This window comes from Sandarakinorhabdus sp. FBCC-B8862 (assembly GCF_059745315.1).
The window spans coordinates 2098577-2114250 of the sequence record NZ_CM185574.1 but is presented as its reverse complement, the minus strand read 5'-3'; the positions used below and the strand labels follow the sequence as shown (position 1 = coordinate 2114250).

The following is a 15674-nucleotide window of genomic DNA, read 5'->3' as shown; positions in this document are numbered from 1 at the left end:
GTGCCGATGGTGGCACCGTGCCGGGCATGAGCGACATTCCCCAAAGCCCGCCAAAAACCTGGCTGACCGCCGACGCCCTGCTGGCCGACAGTTTCCGGCTGGCGCGCGCCGTGCTGGAATCGGGCTTCCGGCCCACCCACCTGGTCGGCATCTGGCGCGGCGGTGCGCCCATCGGCATTGCCGTGCAGGAATTTTTCGACGTGCACGGCGTGGAATGCGATCATATCGCCATCCGCACCGCCAGCTACAGCGGGATCGACCGGCAGGCCAAAAACGTGAAGGTCTATGCGCTGGGCTATTTGATCGACACGCTGAACGCCGATGACCGGCTGCTGATCATCGATGATGTGTTCGACAGCGGCCGCAGCATCGAGGCGGTGCTGACCGAGCTGAAGGCCCGTTGCCGCGCCAATCTGCCGGCCGATATCCGCATCGCCACCGTGTGGTACAAGCCGGCGCGCAACCAGACGGCGCTGACGCCGGATTATTTCATCCACGAAAGCAACGACTGGCTGGTGTTCCCGCACGAGATTGACGGGCTGACCCCCGACGAGATCCGCGCCCACAAGCCGGCGGCCGACGTGATCCTGGCCCCGATCAAGGGATTGACCGCATGACCGGATTTGCCTCGGCGGCCGACCGCGCCGCCTTCATCGCCGCCCTGCCCAAGGCCGAGCTGCACCTGCACATCGAAGGCAGCCTGGAGCCGGAGATGATGTTCGCGCTGGCCCAGCGCAACGGCGTTCGCCTGGCGTTTGACAGTGTCGAGGCCATCCGCGCCGCCTATGAGTTTTCCAACCTGCAGGATTTCCTCGACATTTATTATCAGGGCATGGCGGTCCTCCTGACCGAGCAGGATTTTTACGACCTGACCGCCGCCTATCTGGCCCGCGCCGCTGCCGACAATGTGCGCCATGTCGAGATTTTCTTTGATCCCCAGGGCCACACCGCGCGTGGGCTGGCCTTTGCTGATGTAGTGGGCGGCATTGCCCGCGCGCTGAATGATGCCAGCGACAAGGGTATCAGCAGCCGGCTCATCATGTGTTTCCTGCGCCATCTTTCGGAAGCGGAGGCGCACGCGACGCTGACCGAGGCGCTGCCGCATCTGCATCTCATTCACGGCGTTGGCCTTGATTCGAGTGAGGTCGGCCATCCGCCCGACAAGTTCGCCCGGGTCTTTGCGCGTGCGCGGGGCCTTGGCCTCAAGATCGTCGCCCATGCCGGCGAGGAAGGGCCGCCCGACTATGTCTGGCAGGCGCTGGACGTGCTGGGCGTGGACCGCATCGATCATGGCAACCGCGCGCTGGAGGATGGGCGCCTGGTGCAGCGCATCGTCGCCGATGGCCTGACGCTCACCGTCTGCCCGCTCTCCAACCTGAAACTTTGCGTGGTGAAGCAACTTGCCGCCCACCCGCTGCGCCGCATGCTTGAGGCCGGGCTGAAGGCGACGGTGAACAGCGATGATCCGGCTTATTTCGGCGGCTATGTGAACGCCAATTTCATCGCGGTGGCCGATGCGCTTGACCTGACGCGCGACGAGATCATCACCCTGGCGCGCAACAGTTTCACCGGCAGCTTCCTTTCCACCGAAGACCAGGCCCCGCATCTGGCGGCGATTGCCGCGCTTGGTTGACGCCGCCGCCTGAGCCCGCCACACAGGCGCCTCGCTCTGGGGAGGGTGCAGCATGGCAAAGGCGGATATCGGGCTGGCAAACTGGTTCATGCGGCGCGTGGCACAAACGCCGGGGCGGCCGGCGTTGAGCTTTGACGGCACCACGCGCAGCTATGCCGAGATGGGCGATGCCATCGGCCGACTGGCGACCGCGCTCCGGGCCGGCGGCGTCTGCCGGGGCGACCGGGTGGGCTATCTCGGCCTCAACAACCCGGTCTATTTCGATCTGTTGTTTGCCGCGGCGCGGATCGGCGCGATCTTCGTGCCGCTGAACTTCCGCCTGACCGGGCCGGAACTGGACTATATCATCAACGACGCCGGCGTGCACACGCTGGTGGTGGATGCGATGCACCGCCCGGTGATCGACAGCGTGCGCGCCACGCTGTGCTGCCGCCGCTTCCTCAGCGCCGATACGGCCGCCGATGGCTGGCAGACGGTCAGCGATTTCGTCGGCAGCGCCGCGCCGCTGGCGCAGGGCGAGGCGACGGCTGAGGATGATGTGGCCGTTATCATGTACACATCGGGCACCACCGGCCGGCCCAAGGGCGCCATGCTCACCCACGGCAATTTCTGGTGGGCCAACATCAATTCGCACCTGGGCTCCGATGTGCTGGAAACCGATGTGACGCTGGTGATGGCGCCACTGTTTCACATCGGCGGGCTCAACGTGTCGCCGCTCACCTGCTGGCAGAAGGGCGGCCATGTCGTGCTGCACCGCGCCTTTGATCCGGCGCGCTTCATTGCCGATGTCCAGGCCTATCGCGTCACCACCGCCTTTGCCGTGCCGGCGATGCTGCTGTTTGTCAGCCAACAGCCCGATTTCGCCACCGCCGATCTGTCGAGCATCCGCATGATCATCTGCGGCGGCGCGCCGGTGCCGGAGCCGCTGCTGCGCCTTTATGGCGCGCGCGGCATCCCGATGAACCAGGGCTATGGCCTCACCGAAACCGCGCCATCGGGCACCTATCTGGGGCCGGAATTCGCGCTGGCCAAGCTGGGATCTGCCGGCAAGCCCATGCTGTTCGTCGATCTGAAGATCGTGGACGAGGATGGCCGCACCCCGCTGGGGCCCAACCAGCGCGGCGAGGTGCTGATGCGCGGGCCCAACATCATGCGCGGATATTGGAACAAGCCCGAGGCGACGGCGGCGGCCATCGATGCCGAAGGCTGGTTCCATTCGGGCGATATCGGCTATCTCGACGACGACGGCTTCCTCTATATCTGCGACCGGCTGAAGGACATGATCATCAGCGGCGGCGAGAATATCTACCCGGCCGAGGTGGAGGCCGTCCTCTATGACCATCCCGCCATTGCCGAAGTGGCCATCTTTGGCGAACCATCGGAAAAATGGGGCGAAAGCGTCACGGCGGTGGCCGCGCTGAAGCCCGGCGCCAGCCTTGATCTCGAAACCCTGCGCGCCTGGGCCACCGAACGGCTGGCCCGGTACAAGCTGCCGACCCGGCTGGAAATCGTGGATGCGCTGCCGCGCAACCCGGCCGGCAAGGTGCTGAAGTTCGAGCTGCGCGACCGGTTCCGGCGGTAACCCTCCTGGTTCAGCGCGGCGTTGTTGGTGCCGCCGTCATCGCGGCGGGGCCACGACGGCCGGCAGATCGCGGCCATATCTGGCAAAGGCGGCCTTCACATCCGGCCGGGCCTTCAGCATGCGCAGCGCCGCCTTGGTGGCGCGGTCGGGCGCGGTCGGCCGGTCGGCGATCAGGAAGGGCTGCAGTTCGAACAGCACATCGTCGCGGCTGTCGTCAGCCTCCAGCCGCTTGATCAGCAGCGCGGCGGCGGCATCCATGCGGCCCAGGCAGGCCAGGGCGGCCTGCACGGCGCGGTTGTTGCCATCGGCGATCCAGCCCGGCGGCAGGCCGGCGGCGGCGGCCGTCGCATCGGCGGTGCGGCCCAGCCGCGCCAGCGCACAGGCGCGGATGCTGGCCAGCGCCTGGGTGCCGAACGGGTTCAGCCCCTTGGCATCAATGGCCTCCACCCGCTTGATGGCATCGGCGTGGCGGCCGGCCTCTTCGGCCATGTCGGCGGCGATGATGCGGAAGGCGGCGGCGTTGGGGTGGCTTTCAACCGGCAGCGCCGCCACGGCATCCAGCGCCGCCAGCGCCTCATCGGTGCGGCCGGCATCGGCCAGAAGATTGGCCTTCAGGCTGACCGCCCACAATTCGCGGTCGTTCATGGCGGCCAGCGCTTCCGGTGTGGCGCCGATATCGGCAATGCGGGCCAGCGCTTCGGGTTCCTTGCTGGCGATGTTCAGCGCCTCCGCCACGCCGGCGCGCGCCACGATCGATTGCGGCGCCTTGGCCAGCGCGGCTTCGGCCGCCTTGATGAAGGCGGCATCCGCCGTGTCGGCACCGGGGCCAAGCCGGGCTTCCAGCCCTGGCCACAGCGCCTGGAAGCGGCGGTCAATCGCCAGACGCACCACCGACACGGTGTTGACCAGCGCGGCAATCACCGGCTGCGCCTCGTCTAGCCGGTCGCGGCGGGCGAGGCCGGCAATCACCATCAGCCGCAGCGCGTCGCCATCGGCCACCGTCTGATCCGCCGGGGCATAGCCGGCAGTGACCAGCGTGAGCGCCAGGTCAAACTTGCGGTCATCCTCCTTCGTGTCGGCCAGCACGGCGCTCACCAGCTCGGTCGGCAGTTCGGCCAGCCACTTGGGATCGGTGGCGGCGATCAGCTGCAGCGCCTGGCCGGCGGCGGGCACATCATCGGTCAAGGCGCGCAGCACGAACAACTGCCGCATCAACAGGGCGGTGGGCGTCATCGCCGCATCCACCGCGAATTCGATGGCGGTGCGCGCCTCGGGAAATTTGCCGGCGCGGGCCAGGGCAAAGCTGCGCAGCCCTTCCACCTGCCCCTTGTCGGCCGGAAGATCGGATGCGGCGAGCAGGCCGTTCAGGATGGTGAGCGCCTCATCGGCCTTGCCGGCATCCAGCAGCTCGGCGGCGCGGGCCAGTTGCGCCTCCCGCGGCGGGGCGGACGCCGGGGGCGCCGGGGCCGCGGCAATCAACAGCGCCGCCAATGGAGCCAACAAAAAGGCCGGTTTGAAACATCGCATCATGCGACCACAGTAACTATCATCCTGCATTTGGGGAGAGGGGCATGACGGCACAGGTGGAATTTTTCTTCGATTGTTCCAGCCCCTGGACCTATCTGGGATTTGAAGCCCTGTGTGCGGCGGCGCGCGAAGACGGGTTTGGCGTGTGTTTCCGGCCGTTCCTGGTGGGCGGCGTGTTCAACACGGTGAACCCCAGCGTGTATGAAATGCGCTCAAAGCCGGTGGTGCCCAAGGCGCGTTATTTCACCAAGGATCTGCACGACTGGATCAACCGGTCGGGCCTGGCGATCAAATGGACCCCCAGCATCTTTCCGGTGAACAGCGCGCGGGCCATGCGCGCCTGCCTGGTGGCTGCCGATGCCAGCGCCTGCGAAGCCTTCGCCCGCCGCGTCTTCCAGCTTTATTGGGGGGAGGATCGCGACATCAGCCAGCCCGATGTGCTGGCAGAGGCCTGCAGCGCCGCCGGGCTCGATCCCGCCGCCACGCTGGCCGAAGCCGACAGCCCGGAACGCAAGGCGCAATTGCGCGCCAACACCGATGAACTGATCGCGCGCGGTGGCTTTGGCACCCCCACCTTCTATGCGGGCGGCACCGACATGTATTTCGGGCAGGACCGGATTCTGCTGGTGCGCGAGGCGATGGCGCGGGTTCAGCGCTGATCCGGCGGCGCCACCGCCATCATGTCCACCAACGCCGGGGCGATGTGATCGCGCACCAGCGCGCTGTTGCCCAGCAGCGGGGCCGACAGATGCGCCGGAACCATCACCAGCAGCAGCAGCCAGCTGGCCGGATGCACGGGGCCGGCCCGGCGATCCGACAGGGCCAGCGCCACCAGCAGCAGATCGCCCAGCGCCGCGCTGCCCAGATCGGTCCACGGCGGCGCTGGCGGCAACACCAGCATCAAACGGCTGCCGGCCGCCACGAACAGCGCCACCCCGGCCCCCAGCATGAAGCGCCGGTGCCAATCGGGCCGGCGGCTGGCGGTGAGCAGCGCCAGGCTGCTCATCAGGGTGAACAGGCCCAGATCGACCAGATTATAGGCCGAATAGAAATAGGGCGCTGGATCGCCCGCCGCGATGCGCCGCATGGCGGCCGCGGCGATCATTGGCACGCCGGTGAACAGCACCGCCCCCGTCAGCCACGCCCCGGCAATGCCCCATTCCCGGTGTCGCGCCAGCTTGCGCTGGGCCGCCAGCTGCACCTGCCAGGCGTAAAGCAGCAGCCAGACAAAACACAGCGCGCCATGCACATGCAGCAGGCCATAAAAGCGCCGGGAGCCCTCGGCCATCGGCCCGAAATAGGTGAAGGGAAAGCTCACCAGCGCCAGGGCCACCATCGCCCAGCCCGAAATCAGGAAAAAACGGCTGTTGCGGGCGGGTTGCGCGGTCAAGGCGATGAAATGGCAGCAAAGCCGCGCCATGGCCAGCGCCTTGGCCCTTGCCGTGCCCGTGCATTGCCCGTGCATTGCAACCACGGCGCCAAGCGGCCAAGCTGCCGGCATGACGATGGAACCGCTTTTCGCCACCGCCGCGCGCATCGGCGCCCGGCTTGTCGCCCGCCGCGAAACCGTGGCCGTGGCCGAATCCGCCGCCGGCGGGCTGATCTCCGCCGCCCTGCTCGGCGTGCCCGGTGCCTCGGCCTTCTACCTGGGCGGCGCCGTCGTCTACACCCCGCGCGCGCGCCACCGCCTGCTCGGCCTGCGCCGCGAGGATGTGCGCGGGTATATGTCGGCCACCGAACCCTTTGCCCTGCTGATGGCCGAAACCATCCGCAAGCAACACAGCGTCACCTGGGGCATCGGCGAAACCGGCGCGGCCGGGCCAAACGGCAACCCCTATGGCCACGCCGCCGGCCACGACGTGGTGGCGGTGAGCGGCCCGGTGCAAATGGCCCGCACCATCGCAACCGGATCAACCGACCGCCAGGCCAACATGCTGGCCTTTGCCTTGGCGGCGCTGGAGTTGTTGGGGGAGCAGTTGGGGTAAAAAATGAGCCTCCGGCGGGCAGGGTCGCGGACCGGCGCACCCGTTTGTTTTCAGGCCATGCTTTACGAAGGTTGAGTTGGCATGCCGCCATTGTGCGATCAGTTGAGGCATGATATTTTCAATTTATGTCACTCTACTGGAAAAGCTGGCTCCTACAAATATTTATTGTGATCTCTTCGTTGATTGCAATGAATTTTCAAGATAATATATTCCGATTGTTTGGAAATTCAGAAATTATCATTGCTCTTATGGTTGTGGTTTTTTTCGGAACTTTGGTGGCATATTTCTTCCGTTGCCCAGATTGCGGCCTTTCTCCTTTCAAGAGCAAGAAAGGCTTTGGTGGCATATATACGCCTTGGCCACGGCAGTTCTGTGGTCATTGCGGTCGAGACCATACGTCAGTCAACAACTCGGACTACCGCAGCTAGGACGCAGTGCAGTCTCCACCGCGTCCACGTATCGCTCGCACCTCCCACCAGCACACCCGAAAACGAAAATGGGTGCAGGGGCCTTGCCCCTGCCCGCCGGAGGCCCTTTTTTCTTCAAACCACCCTCACAACACCCCGCCGCCCATGAACAGGCGGAACGCGCCGATGGCGATCACCACCAGGTTCAGCATCACGCCAGAACGTTTGCCGGACAGGAAGCCGAGGCCGACGCCGACCATGGCGAGCGGGATGATCGCCCAGTTGGCCCAGCCGAGCAGCGGCAGGAAGGCGAAGAAGGCCAGGCCCAGCGAGGCGAAGCCGACGATCATGGAAAGGGCGTTCATCATGCCCCCGATGTGGGGATGCCGGGCCCCGCTACAAGCCGCCGCAGCGGCAAAATTCACAGGCTTGCCGCGCCTCCGAATCGGGTTTACGTAAACGTCAACCTATGTGCTGGGGAGAAAAGCCATGGATCTGAATTTCAGCGCCGCCGATGTCGCCTTCCGCGAGGAAGTGCGTGCCTTCATCCGCGACCATTATCCCGCCTATCTGCACGACAAGATCGACGAGGGCGAGGAGATGGAGAAGCAGGATTTCCTCGCCTGGCACAAGGTGCTGCACCAGAAGGGCTGGATTGCGCCTGCCTGGCCGGTGGAATATGGCGGCACCGGCTGGACCGCGACGCAGCGTTATATCTGGTCGGAGGAGACCGCCCGCGCCGATTGTGTGCGGCTGATGCCGTTCGGCCTGTCGATGGTCGGCCCGGTGATCTACACCTTCGGCACGCCGGAGCAGAAGGCCAAGTTCCTGCCCCGCATCCTGTCCGGCGAGGATTGGTGGTGCCAGGGTTATTCGGAGCCTGGTTCGGGCTCTGACCTCGCGTCCTTGCGCACCCGCGCCGAGCGGTTCACCGGCGACGACGGCAAGGAATATTATCGCGTCAACGGCCAGAAGACCTGGACGACGATGGCGCAGCATGCCGATTGGGGTTTCTTCCTCGTCCGCACCGATCCCACCGCAAAGATGCAGGAAGGCATCAGCTTCCTTCTCATCGACATGAAGACGCCCGGCATCACCGTGCGCCCGATCATCACCCTGGGCGGCGAGCATGAGGTGAACGAAGTCTGGCTGGAAGACGTGATCGTGCCGGTGGAAAACCGCGTGTTCCACGAGAACAAGGGCTGGACCTGCGCCAAGTTCCTGCTGGCGCACGAACGCACCGGCATCGCCGGTGTCGCCGCCTCCAAGCGCAATGTCGAGCGGATCAAGGATGTGGCCCGCAACACTGCCGATGGCGGCGAAAGCCTGCTGGCCAACCCCTTCTTCAAGCGCAAGGTGGCCGAGCTGGAAGTCGATCTCGCCGCGCTGGAATATACCGAGCTGCGCACGCTCGCCGGTGAAAGCGCCGGCAAGGGCCCGGGGCCGGAATCCTCGCTGCTGAAGATCAAGGGCACCGAGATCCAGCAGCGGCTGACCGAACTGGCGCTGGAAGCTGCCGGTGTTTATGGCGCGCCCTATTTCCGCTCGATGGGCGAAGGCGACAACAGCTTCGCCGTCGGCCCGGACAGCGCCCGCCGCGTCGCGCCGGTCTATTTCAACATGCGCAAGACCAGCATCTATGGCGGATCCAACGAGATCCAGCGCAACATCATCGCCAAGATGGTTCTGGGCCTCTGACACGATCTGGAACGCCCCGGCCTGCGCCGGGGCGTTTTTCCTTGGGGAAGACACATGGATTTCAATTTCACCGAAGAACAGACCATGCTGCGCGATTCGCTGTCGCGCTATCTGGCCAACACCTATGATTTCGACACGCGGCAGAAGACCGTTCGCGAAGGCAAGGGCTGGAACCCGGCGGTGTGGACCGCCTTTGCCGAAGAGCTCGGCATCCTCTGCGCCCCCTTCTCCGAAGCCCATGGCGGCCTGGGCGGCGGCCCGGTCGAAAACATGGTGGTGATGGAAGAACTGGGCCGCGCCATCGTGCTGGAACCCTATCTGTCCACCGTCGTCATCGGCGGCGGCGCGCTGAAGGCGGTGGGCGGTGCCATCGCTGACGAGCTGATCCCCGGCATCATCGGCGGCAGTGTTCGCATCGCCTTTGCCGCCTATGAACCGCAGGGCCGTTTCCACCTGAACGATGTCACCACCACGCTGAAGGGCGGCCAGCTGAACGGCCACAAGGCCGTGGTGGAACATGCCAGCAATGCCACCCATCTGCTGGTGACCGCCCGCACCGGCGGCGCCCAGCGCGACGCTGGCGGCATCGCGCTGCTGCTGATCCCGGCCGATGCCGCCGGCATCACCCGCCGCGATTATCTCACCGTGCATGGCACCTCGGCCAGCGAAGTCTATTTCGAGAATGTCGCCGTGGGTGACGCCCATGTGCTGGCCGCCGATGCTCTGCCGCTGGTGGAGCGCATCGTTGATGAAGCCACGGTTGCCCTGTGCGCCGAAGCCTGCGGCGTGCTCAAGGTGCTGCATGCGCAGACGCTGGATTATGCCAAGCAGCGCAAGCAGTTCGGCAAGGCCATCGGCGATTTCCAGGTGATCCAGCACCGGCTGGTCGACATGTTCATGGAAGTCGAACAGGCCGTTTCGATGACCATGATGGCGACGCTCAAGCTCGACACGCCGGAACGCGCCGCCGCGGTTTCGATGGCCAAGGCCAAGGTGGGCAAGGCCGCCAAGTTCGTCGGCCAGAACGCCGTGCAGATCCACGGCGGCATCGGCATCACCCAGGAACTGGCCGTCGGCCATTATTTCAAGCGCGCGACCCTGATCGAAAACCAGTTCGGCAGCGTGGATTTCCACCTGTCGCGCTACGAAAACCTCACGCTGGCGGCGTAAAAATCCTCCCTTTCTGGGGGAGGTGTCGCGCAGCGACGCAAGGGGGCCGGGCCACAAGCCCGGCCCTTTTCGTTGAGACGAAGGAAAATGCCTCCGGCGGGCAGGGGTGACCCCTGCACCCGTTCACTGGTTTTGCGCCAATCGTCGAAGGCTGGGACCGAAGCCAAGCAAAAGTGGGTGCAGGGGCTCAGCCCCTGCCTGCCGGAGGCATCCCGACCTTTCTAAATCAAATCACCCCCTGCCGCCGAGGCCGTCGTCCCCGTTGCCTGGAAGGCCTTGATCACATTGCGCCCCACCGTCCAGCGGTGCACCTCGTCCGGCCCATCGACCAGCCGCTGCGACCGGATATGGGTGTACCAACTGGCCAGCGGCGTGTCCTGGCTATAGCCCAGCGCGCCGTGCAGCTGGATCGCCGTGTCCACCACCTTGTGCACCATATGGGCCAGGAACACCTTGGCGATGCTGTTTTCCTGCCGGAGATCCAGGCCCTTTTCCGCCTTGTAGGCGATGTGCAGCAGCATCAGCCGCGCCATGTAAAGCTCGCTGGCGCATTCGGCGAGCATGAACTGCACCGCCTGGCGCTGATAGAGCGGCTTGCCGAACGTCTCGCGGCTCGTCACATGCGCGGTGGCCAGATCAAGCGCGCGCTGCGCCATGGCCACATTGTGCATGCCGTGCCGCAGCCGGCCATAGGCGAGGCGGTGCTGCCCCATGGCAAAGCCATTGCCCTCACCGCCCAGCAGATTTTCGGCCGGGACCACCAGGTCCCTGATCTCGATCTCGCTGTGGCCGCCGCCCATCACCTGGGACAGCGGGCCCTCGATCGCCATCGTCTTGATGTCGCGCTTGATGATGTAGCCGGGGTTGGGCAGCTCCACGATGAAGGTGGAGAATTGCCGGTGGCGCGGCGCATCCGGATCGGTGCGTGCCATCACCACGGCGATATCGGCGGCGCTGGCGGCGGACGAGAACCATTTCTCGCCGTTCAGCACATAATTTTCGTTGCCGTCCTTCACCGCTGTGGTGCGCATCCCCGTCGCGTCGGCGCCGGCGGCCTTCTCGGTCATCGAATAGCACACCCGCTTCTCGCCGTTGAGCAGGGGTTTCAGGAACTTCTCCTTCTGAAACTCCGTCCCATGCGCCAGCAGGGTGAGCATGGTGGCATCATCCGGCCCCTGGCTGTTCATCGACAGCGCGCCCAGGTGGCTCTGCCCCAATTCCATCTGCACCAGCGCATTGGCCAGCGGGCCCAGCCCCATGCCGCCATGCTCCTTGGGAATGAACGGTAGCCACAGGCCTTGGCTGCGCGCCTTGGCCCGCAGCTCGGCCAAGACCGTCTTGTAATCGGCGCCGTCCTTCAGCTTCTGCTCGGCCGGCCGGCATTCATCCTCCACCCACTGCCGCACCCGCGCGCGAATGGCCTTGGCTTCGGCTGGAATTTCGAAATCGATCGACATGGCCTGATCTCCCCCCTCAACAAGGCCCAAGCTTACGCCAATGCGCCGCCAGTTCCCCTCCCGCTTGCGGGAGGGGGTGGGCATGCCACGCGACACCACGCCCGGTTGCCGCGCTGCACCGTCAGCCCGAGAGCAGGCCCATGCCCACCCCTGTCCCCACGCTTGTCCCCATCCTTGGCGATCAGCTCAGCCACAACCTCGCCAGCCTCAAAGCCATAGCGAAATCCGATGCCGTCATCCTGATGATGGAGGTGGCCGAGGAGGCCACCTATGTCCCCCATCACCCGCAGAAGATTGCCCTGTTCTTCAGCGCGATGCGCCATTTCGCCGAAGAACTTCGGCAGGCCGGCTGGCGGGTCGATTATGTCCCGCTCGACGATCCCGCCAACACCGGCAGCCTGTCCGGCGAAGTCACCCGCGCCGCCGCCCGGCATGGCACGGCGCGCACCCTGGCGGTGAAGGCCGGCGAATGGCGTGTGCTCACAGCACAGCAGCATTGGCCGAACGTCACCCTGCTCGATGATGACCGCTTCCTCTGCAGCATCGACCAGTTCGCCGCCTGGGCCGCCCCGCGCAAACGCCTGATCATGGAGGATTTCTATCGCATCATGCGCCGCCAGACCGGCCTCCTCATGGACGGGGACCAGCCCATCGGCGGCCAATGGAACTTCGACACCGAAAACCGCAAATCCGTGCCCAGGGGCCAGCGCTTCACGGCCCCCGTCCGCTTCGCCCCCGATGCCATCACGGCTGACGTGCTCGCCCTCGTCAGCGCCCGCTTCCACAATCATTTCGGCACCACCGCCAGCTTCGCCTGGCCGGTCACGCGCGCCCAAGCCCTTGCCGCGCTCGATGATTTCATCACCCACCGCTTGGCCGGCTTCGGCGATTATCAGGATGCCATGGTCACCGGCGAGGATGTGCTCAACCACAGCCTGCTCTCGCCCGCCATCAACCTCGGCCTGCTCGGCCCGCTCGAGGTCGCCCGCGCCGCCGAAGCCGCCTACCACGCCGGTCACGCCCCGCTGAACGCCGTCGAAGGTTTCATCCGCCAGATCATCGGCTGGCGCGAATATGTCCGCGGTCTCTATTGGTTCGCCGGGCCAGACTATACCGCGCGCAACCATCTCGCCGCCACGCGCCCGCTGCCCGCCCTGTTCTGGGGCGCGCCCACCGACCTGAAATGCCTGGCTGAGGCCGTCAGCGCCACCGGCCGCAACGCCATGGCCCACCATATCCAGCGCCTGATGATCCTCGGCAATTTCGCCATGCTCACCGGCACCGATCCATCGCAAGTCCACCGCTGGTATCTCGCCGTCTATGCCGATGCCATCGAATGGGTGGAGGCACCCAACGTCATCGGCATGAGCCAGTTTGCCGATGGCGGCCTGATGGCCACCAAGCCCTATGCTGCCGGCGGCGCCTATGTGAACCGCATGAGCGACCACTGCAAAGCCTGCCGGTACGACGTGAAGCAGCGCACCGGCCCCAAAGCCTGCCCGCTGAACAGCCTCTATTGGGATTTCCTCGCCCGCCACGAGGAGCGCCTGTCCAGCAACCAGCGCCTCTGGCGCATGTATGATGGCTGGCGCCGTTTCGCCCCCGACGAACAGCAGCGCATCCGCACCCAGGCCGCCCACTTCCTCGCCACCCTGGCCTGAGCCCACAGATCCTCCCCGTCTGGGCGCGCCGATAGATCCTCCCCCTCTGGGGGAGGTGCCGACCACAGGGAGGCGGAGGGGGCCAACCCCCACCCACAGAGGACCAGAATGCCCAAACGCACCTCCCCCCACGACGCCGACGACATCACCCAGGCCGACGACCTGCAACATGCCGTCATCGACAAGCGCGAAGGCTGGCGCGCCAACCCCACCAAGGCCCGCCGCCGCCAACGCCGCTACACCGGCCTGCTCACCCGCCAGTTGCTCAAACAGGGCGGCGCGGTCGAGGATGACGATTGATCGCGCTCAACCGGCAATCGCCGCCAGCGTGCCGCCAACCATCTGATCGATGAACAGCGCCAGCGCCGCATCCTCCACCTGTTCGAACCGCAACAGCGCCAGCGTGTGCGCCCCGCCCACAAACAGCCGCGCCGCCATCGCCGCCCGCGCCGTATCGGCCGCCGCCGGGGCCAGGATCGCCCGCACATGCGCCTGCAATTCCGCCTGCAGCACCAGATACCGCGGCCACACGTCGGCGCGCACGCCCGTGCTCCAATCCAGCCACGCCCGCACCGCGTCCGGCTGCTCCACCGCCATGTCGGCCGTGTGCCGGGCCAGCACGGTCAACGCCTCGCGCACGCCAACGCCGGGCCGCGCCGCCTGGGCCAGCATCGCCCGGATCGCATCGGCCACCGCCGCCAGCACCGCCGCCACCAGATCGCCGCGCGTCCGGAAATAGGAATAGACCGCCGACACCGAAACCCCCGCCCGCGCCGCCACCTGTGTGTGGGTGGCGCGCGCAATGCCATGATCGGCAAAACAGGCGATGGCATGCCCCATCAACTGGGCACGGCGATCGGCCGGCAACAACCGGGTGCGGGCGGGCTTGGCGCTCATGCCACCGTTCTACCGGGGCTTATTGACAAAAGCCACAACAAGCTTATTGTGTATCTTATCAATAAGGGGGGATTCGCACCATGGCCACCACCAGCCCACGCATGATCGTGCGTCGCATGGCCTTCCGCTTCGCCGCCACCCTGGGCGGCCACTGGAACCCGCTGCGCCCGCAATTCAGCCACATCGTCAACGCCGCCTCGCTGGCCATGCCCTATCTGGAACCCTATCTGATCGACACGATGCGCCAGGCCCGAGCCCGCATCAGCGATCCGCGCCTGCTCGCCGATATCGATCTCTACATCGGGCAAGAGGCCGCCCATTATCGCCAGCACCAGCAGTTCAACCGCCGCCTCGCCGACATGGGCTACACCGCCGTCCCCGCCATGGAAGCAAGGCTGAAGGCCGATTATGCCGGCTTCGCCAAACGCCGCAGCTTCACCTTCAACCTCGCCTATGCCGAAGGCTTCGAAGCCATGGCGCTGGCCATCGGCCACATGCTGATCGAAGATCGGGAACATCTGTTCGGCCGCGCCGATCCCGCCGTCGCCTCGCTCATCCTCTGGCACTTCGTGGAAGAGATCGAACACAAATCGGCCACCTACGATGTGTTCAAGGCCCTCGACGGGCGCTACTTCTGGCGCATCTGGGGCCTGATCCTTGCCACCGTCCACATCATGGCCCGCACCCGCCAGGGCTATGCCGCCCTGCTCCACCAGGAAGGCCTGTGGTGGCACTGGCGCTCCCGCCTCGCCACCTGGCGCCTGCTCGCCCGCATCTTCCGCCGCCTCACCCCGCGCTTCCTCGCCGTGCTGCGCCCCGGCTATGATCCGCGCCAGGTGCCCGATCCGGCCTGGGCCCAGGCCTGGTGGCGTCAGCACCACCAGGGCGATCCCGGCCTTGCCACGCTCGACACCCACCGCCTCGCCCACGCCGAACCCGTCTGCATCGCGGCGGCCTGAGCCATGAACAGCACACCCGCCCCGCTCCCCGAACGCAGCCGCGCCCTGCTCTTCCTCAACGGCACCCTGCTGCTCGCCTTCTCGCTCATCGTCGGCTGGCACTGGTTCATCGCCCTGCTCGGCCAGCTCGTCGCCTGGCCGCTCATCCCCCCCATCGAACTGCACGTGCCGGGCGACAGCCGCGCCTGGCGCATGGCCCATATGGAAGCCATCACCCACGGCCTCCTCCTCATGGGCTGGAGCGCCGGCGGCCGCTGGCTCCTCCTCTCCCCCCGCCAACAACGCATCTTCGTCGCCAGCGCCCTCACCACCGCCTGGCTCTTCACCGTCCCCGCCGCCGCCAACGCCCTCGCCGGCACCCGCGGCCTCGCCTGGAACAACGGACCCTTCCCCGGCAACATCACCGCCAACAACATCATCTTCCTCTTCGGCTGGCCCCCCCTCGTCGCCGTCCACATCTGCTTCGCCCTCGCCGTGATCGGCGTGTGGCGTGCGGTGAAGGCGATGCCGGCGGGGTAAGGCAGAAGAAGCCTCCAGCGGGCAGGGTCGCAGGCCGGCACACCCGTTTGCTGGCGGCTGTCCGTCGGAACCACAAGCGCGCCAACCCAATCCGCCTCAGTAACTTCAGGCCTGTCAAAAGCAGGTGCAGGGGCCTCGCCCCTGCCCGCCGGAGGCCGCTTGCTTGGCTCTCTGTCCTA

General features: G+C 66.1%; 16 protein-coding genes. 11 read left to right on the top strand and 5 right to left on the bottom strand.

The features are described 5' to 3' along the window. The first annotated feature begins 26 nt into the window (after positions 1-26). From AC6BOR_RS10250 to AC6BOR_RS10240, 3 genes are read left to right on the top strand one after another with little or no spacing between them, the layout of a single operon-like run. Positions 27-617, top strand: a complete 591-nt coding sequence (locus AC6BOR_RS10250) for a phosphoribosyltransferase (RefSeq protein WP_498058350.1) — start codon at positions 27-29, stop codon at positions 615-617. Further along, positions 614-1633 carry an adenosine deaminase gene (locus AC6BOR_RS10245; RefSeq protein ID WP_498058349.1) on the top strand — a complete coding sequence of 340 codons (1020 nt, stop codon included), beginning with the start codon at positions 614-616 and terminating at the stop codon, positions 1631-1633. The genes AC6BOR_RS10250 and AC6BOR_RS10245 overlap by 4 nt, the downstream gene beginning before the upstream one ends. A gap of 52 nt (positions 1634-1685) precedes the next feature. Continuing rightward, positions 1686-3215 (top strand): acyl-CoA synthetase, encoded by a 1530-nt coding sequence (locus AC6BOR_RS10240; RefSeq protein WP_498058348.1) that lies wholly within the window; start codon positions 1686-1688, stop codon positions 3213-3215. A 36-nt stretch (positions 3216-3251) separates the two neighbouring features. Here AC6BOR_RS10240 and AC6BOR_RS10235 read toward each other — a convergent pair whose 3' ends face one another. Then, positions 3252-4706 (bottom strand): hypothetical protein, encoded by a 1455-nt coding sequence (locus tag AC6BOR_RS10235; protein ID WP_498058347.1) that lies wholly within the window; start codon positions 4704-4706, stop codon positions 3252-3254. An 80-nt stretch (positions 4707-4786) separates the two neighbouring features. Between AC6BOR_RS10235 and AC6BOR_RS10230 the strand changes: the two genes are divergently transcribed. Further along, positions 4787-5401 (top strand): 2-hydroxychromene-2-carboxylate isomerase, encoded by a 615-nt coding sequence (locus AC6BOR_RS10230; RefSeq protein WP_498058346.1) that lies wholly within the window; start codon positions 4787-4789, stop codon positions 5399-5401. Here the strand turns inward: AC6BOR_RS10230 and AC6BOR_RS10225 are convergent. Next, positions 5392-6132: a hypothetical protein gene (locus tag AC6BOR_RS10225; RefSeq protein WP_498058345.1), complete on the bottom strand. Its 741-nt coding sequence runs from the start codon at positions 6130-6132 to the stop codon at positions 5392-5394. The genes AC6BOR_RS10230 and AC6BOR_RS10225 overlap by 10 nt on opposite strands. Positions 6133-6241: 109 nt before the next feature. On the opposite strand from AC6BOR_RS10225, the gene AC6BOR_RS10220 reads away from it, so the two are divergent. After that, positions 6242-6727 carry a CinA family protein gene (locus tag AC6BOR_RS10220; RefSeq protein WP_498058344.1) on the top strand — a complete coding sequence of 162 codons (486 nt, stop codon included), beginning with the start codon at positions 6242-6244 and terminating at the stop codon, positions 6725-6727. A gap of 553 nt (positions 6728-7280) precedes the next feature. Here the strand turns inward: AC6BOR_RS10220 and AC6BOR_RS10215 are convergent. Continuing rightward, a complete protein-coding gene (locus tag AC6BOR_RS10215) occupies positions 7281-7502 on the bottom strand; it encodes a hypothetical protein (protein WP_094473269.1) in 222 nt (73 codons plus the stop codon). 121 nt (positions 7503-7623) lie between these two features. On the opposite strand from AC6BOR_RS10215, the gene AC6BOR_RS10210 reads away from it, so the two are divergent. Together AC6BOR_RS10210 and AC6BOR_RS10205 are read left to right on the top strand one after the other, a co-directional pair. Continuing rightward, positions 7624-8832 (top strand): acyl-CoA dehydrogenase family protein, encoded by a 1209-nt coding sequence (locus tag AC6BOR_RS10210; RefSeq protein ID WP_086115237.1) that lies wholly within the window; start codon positions 7624-7626, stop codon positions 8830-8832. A gap of 54 nt (positions 8833-8886) precedes the next feature. Beyond that, positions 8887-10002, top strand: a complete 1116-nt coding sequence (locus AC6BOR_RS10205; protein WP_498058343.1) for an acyl-CoA dehydrogenase family protein — start codon at positions 8887-8889, stop codon at positions 10000-10002. 221 nt (positions 10003-10223) lie between these two features. Here AC6BOR_RS10205 and AC6BOR_RS10200 read toward each other — a convergent pair whose 3' ends face one another. Further along, on the bottom strand, positions 10224-11459 hold the full coding sequence (locus tag AC6BOR_RS10200) for an acyl-CoA dehydrogenase family protein (RefSeq protein WP_498058342.1): 1236 nt from the start codon (positions 11457-11459) through the stop codon (positions 10224-10226). Between the two features lie 140 nt (positions 11460-11599). Here AC6BOR_RS10200 and AC6BOR_RS10195 point away from each other — a divergent pair, with 140 nt between their 5' ends. Next, positions 11600-13120 carry a cryptochrome/photolyase family protein gene (locus AC6BOR_RS10195; protein WP_498058341.1) on the top strand — a complete coding sequence of 507 codons (1521 nt, stop codon included), beginning with the start codon at positions 11600-11602 and terminating at the stop codon, positions 13118-13120. 108 nt (positions 13121-13228) lie between these two features. Then, on the top strand, positions 13229-13420 hold the full coding sequence (locus tag AC6BOR_RS10190) for a hypothetical protein (protein ID WP_498058340.1): 192 nt from the start codon (positions 13229-13231) through the stop codon (positions 13418-13420). A 6-nt stretch (positions 13421-13426) separates the two neighbouring features. Here the strand turns inward: AC6BOR_RS10190 and AC6BOR_RS10185 are convergent, their stop codons facing one another. Then, entirely contained in the window at positions 13427-14017 is a 591-nt protein-coding gene (locus AC6BOR_RS10185) for a TetR/AcrR family transcriptional regulator (RefSeq protein WP_498058339.1), read from the bottom strand. Positions 14018-14097: 80 nt separating this feature from the next. On the opposite strand from AC6BOR_RS10185, the gene AC6BOR_RS10180 reads away from it, so the two are divergent. Together AC6BOR_RS10180 and AC6BOR_RS10175 are read left to right on the top strand one after the other, a co-directional pair. After that, on the top strand, positions 14098-14976 hold the full coding sequence (locus tag AC6BOR_RS10180; RefSeq protein WP_498058338.1) for a metal-dependent hydrolase: 879 nt from the start codon (positions 14098-14100) through the stop codon (positions 14974-14976). Positions 14977-14979: 3 nt separating this feature from the next. Further along, positions 14980-15495 (top strand): styrene oxide isomerase, encoded by a 516-nt coding sequence (locus AC6BOR_RS10175; RefSeq protein WP_498058337.1) that lies wholly within the window; start codon positions 14980-14982, stop codon positions 15493-15495. The last annotated feature ends 179 nt before the right edge of the window (positions 15496-15674 follow it).

What these genes read in the sequence shown, in the direction of transcription:
- AC6BOR_RS10205 (WP_498058343.1), top strand. Translation starts at nt 8,887, where the DNA reads ATGGATTTCAATTTCACCGAAGAACAGACCATGCTGCGCGATTCGCTG.
- AC6BOR_RS10240 (WP_498058348.1), top strand. Translation starts at nt 1,686, where the DNA reads ATGGCAAAGGCGGATATCGGGCTGGCAAACTGGTTCATGCGGCGCGTG.
- AC6BOR_RS10230 (WP_498058346.1), top strand. Translation starts at nt 4,787, where the DNA reads ATGACGGCACAGGTGGAATTTTTCTTCGATTGTTCCAGCCCCTGGACC.
- AC6BOR_RS10190 (WP_498058340.1), top strand. Translation starts at nt 13,229, where the DNA reads ATGCCCAAACGCACCTCCCCCCACGACGCCGACGACATCACCCAGGCC.
- AC6BOR_RS10245 (WP_498058349.1), top strand. Translation starts at nt 614, where the DNA reads ATGACCGGATTTGCCTCGGCGGCCGACCGCGCCGCCTTCATCGCCGCC.
- AC6BOR_RS10175 (WP_498058337.1), top strand. Translation starts at nt 14,980, where the DNA reads ATGAACAGCACACCCGCCCCGCTCCCCGAACGCAGCCGCGCCCTGCTC.
- AC6BOR_RS10215 (WP_094473269.1), bottom strand. Translation starts at nt 7,502, where the DNA reads ATGATGAACGCCCTTTCCATGATCGTCGGCTTCGCCTCGCTGGGCCTG.
- AC6BOR_RS10200 (WP_498058342.1), bottom strand. Translation starts at nt 11,459, where the DNA reads ATGTCGATCGATTTCGAAATTCCAGCCGAAGCCAAGGCCATTCGCGCG.
- AC6BOR_RS10185 (WP_498058339.1), bottom strand. Translation starts at nt 14,017, where the DNA reads ATGAGCGCCAAGCCCGCCCGCACCCGGTTGTTGCCGGCCGATCGCCGT.
- AC6BOR_RS10210 (WP_086115237.1), top strand. Translation starts at nt 7,624, where the DNA reads ATGGATCTGAATTTCAGCGCCGCCGATGTCGCCTTCCGCGAGGAAGTG.
- AC6BOR_RS10180 (WP_498058338.1), top strand. Translation starts at nt 14,098, where the DNA reads ATGGCCACCACCAGCCCACGCATGATCGTGCGTCGCATGGCCTTCCGC.
- AC6BOR_RS10250 (WP_498058350.1), top strand. Translation starts at nt 27, where the DNA reads ATGAGCGACATTCCCCAAAGCCCGCCAAAAACCTGGCTGACCGCCGAC.
- AC6BOR_RS10195 (WP_498058341.1), top strand. Translation starts at nt 11,600, where the DNA reads ATGCCCACCCCTGTCCCCACGCTTGTCCCCATCCTTGGCGATCAGCTC.
- AC6BOR_RS10220 (WP_498058344.1), top strand. Translation starts at nt 6,242, where the DNA reads ATGACGATGGAACCGCTTTTCGCCACCGCCGCGCGCATCGGCGCCCGG.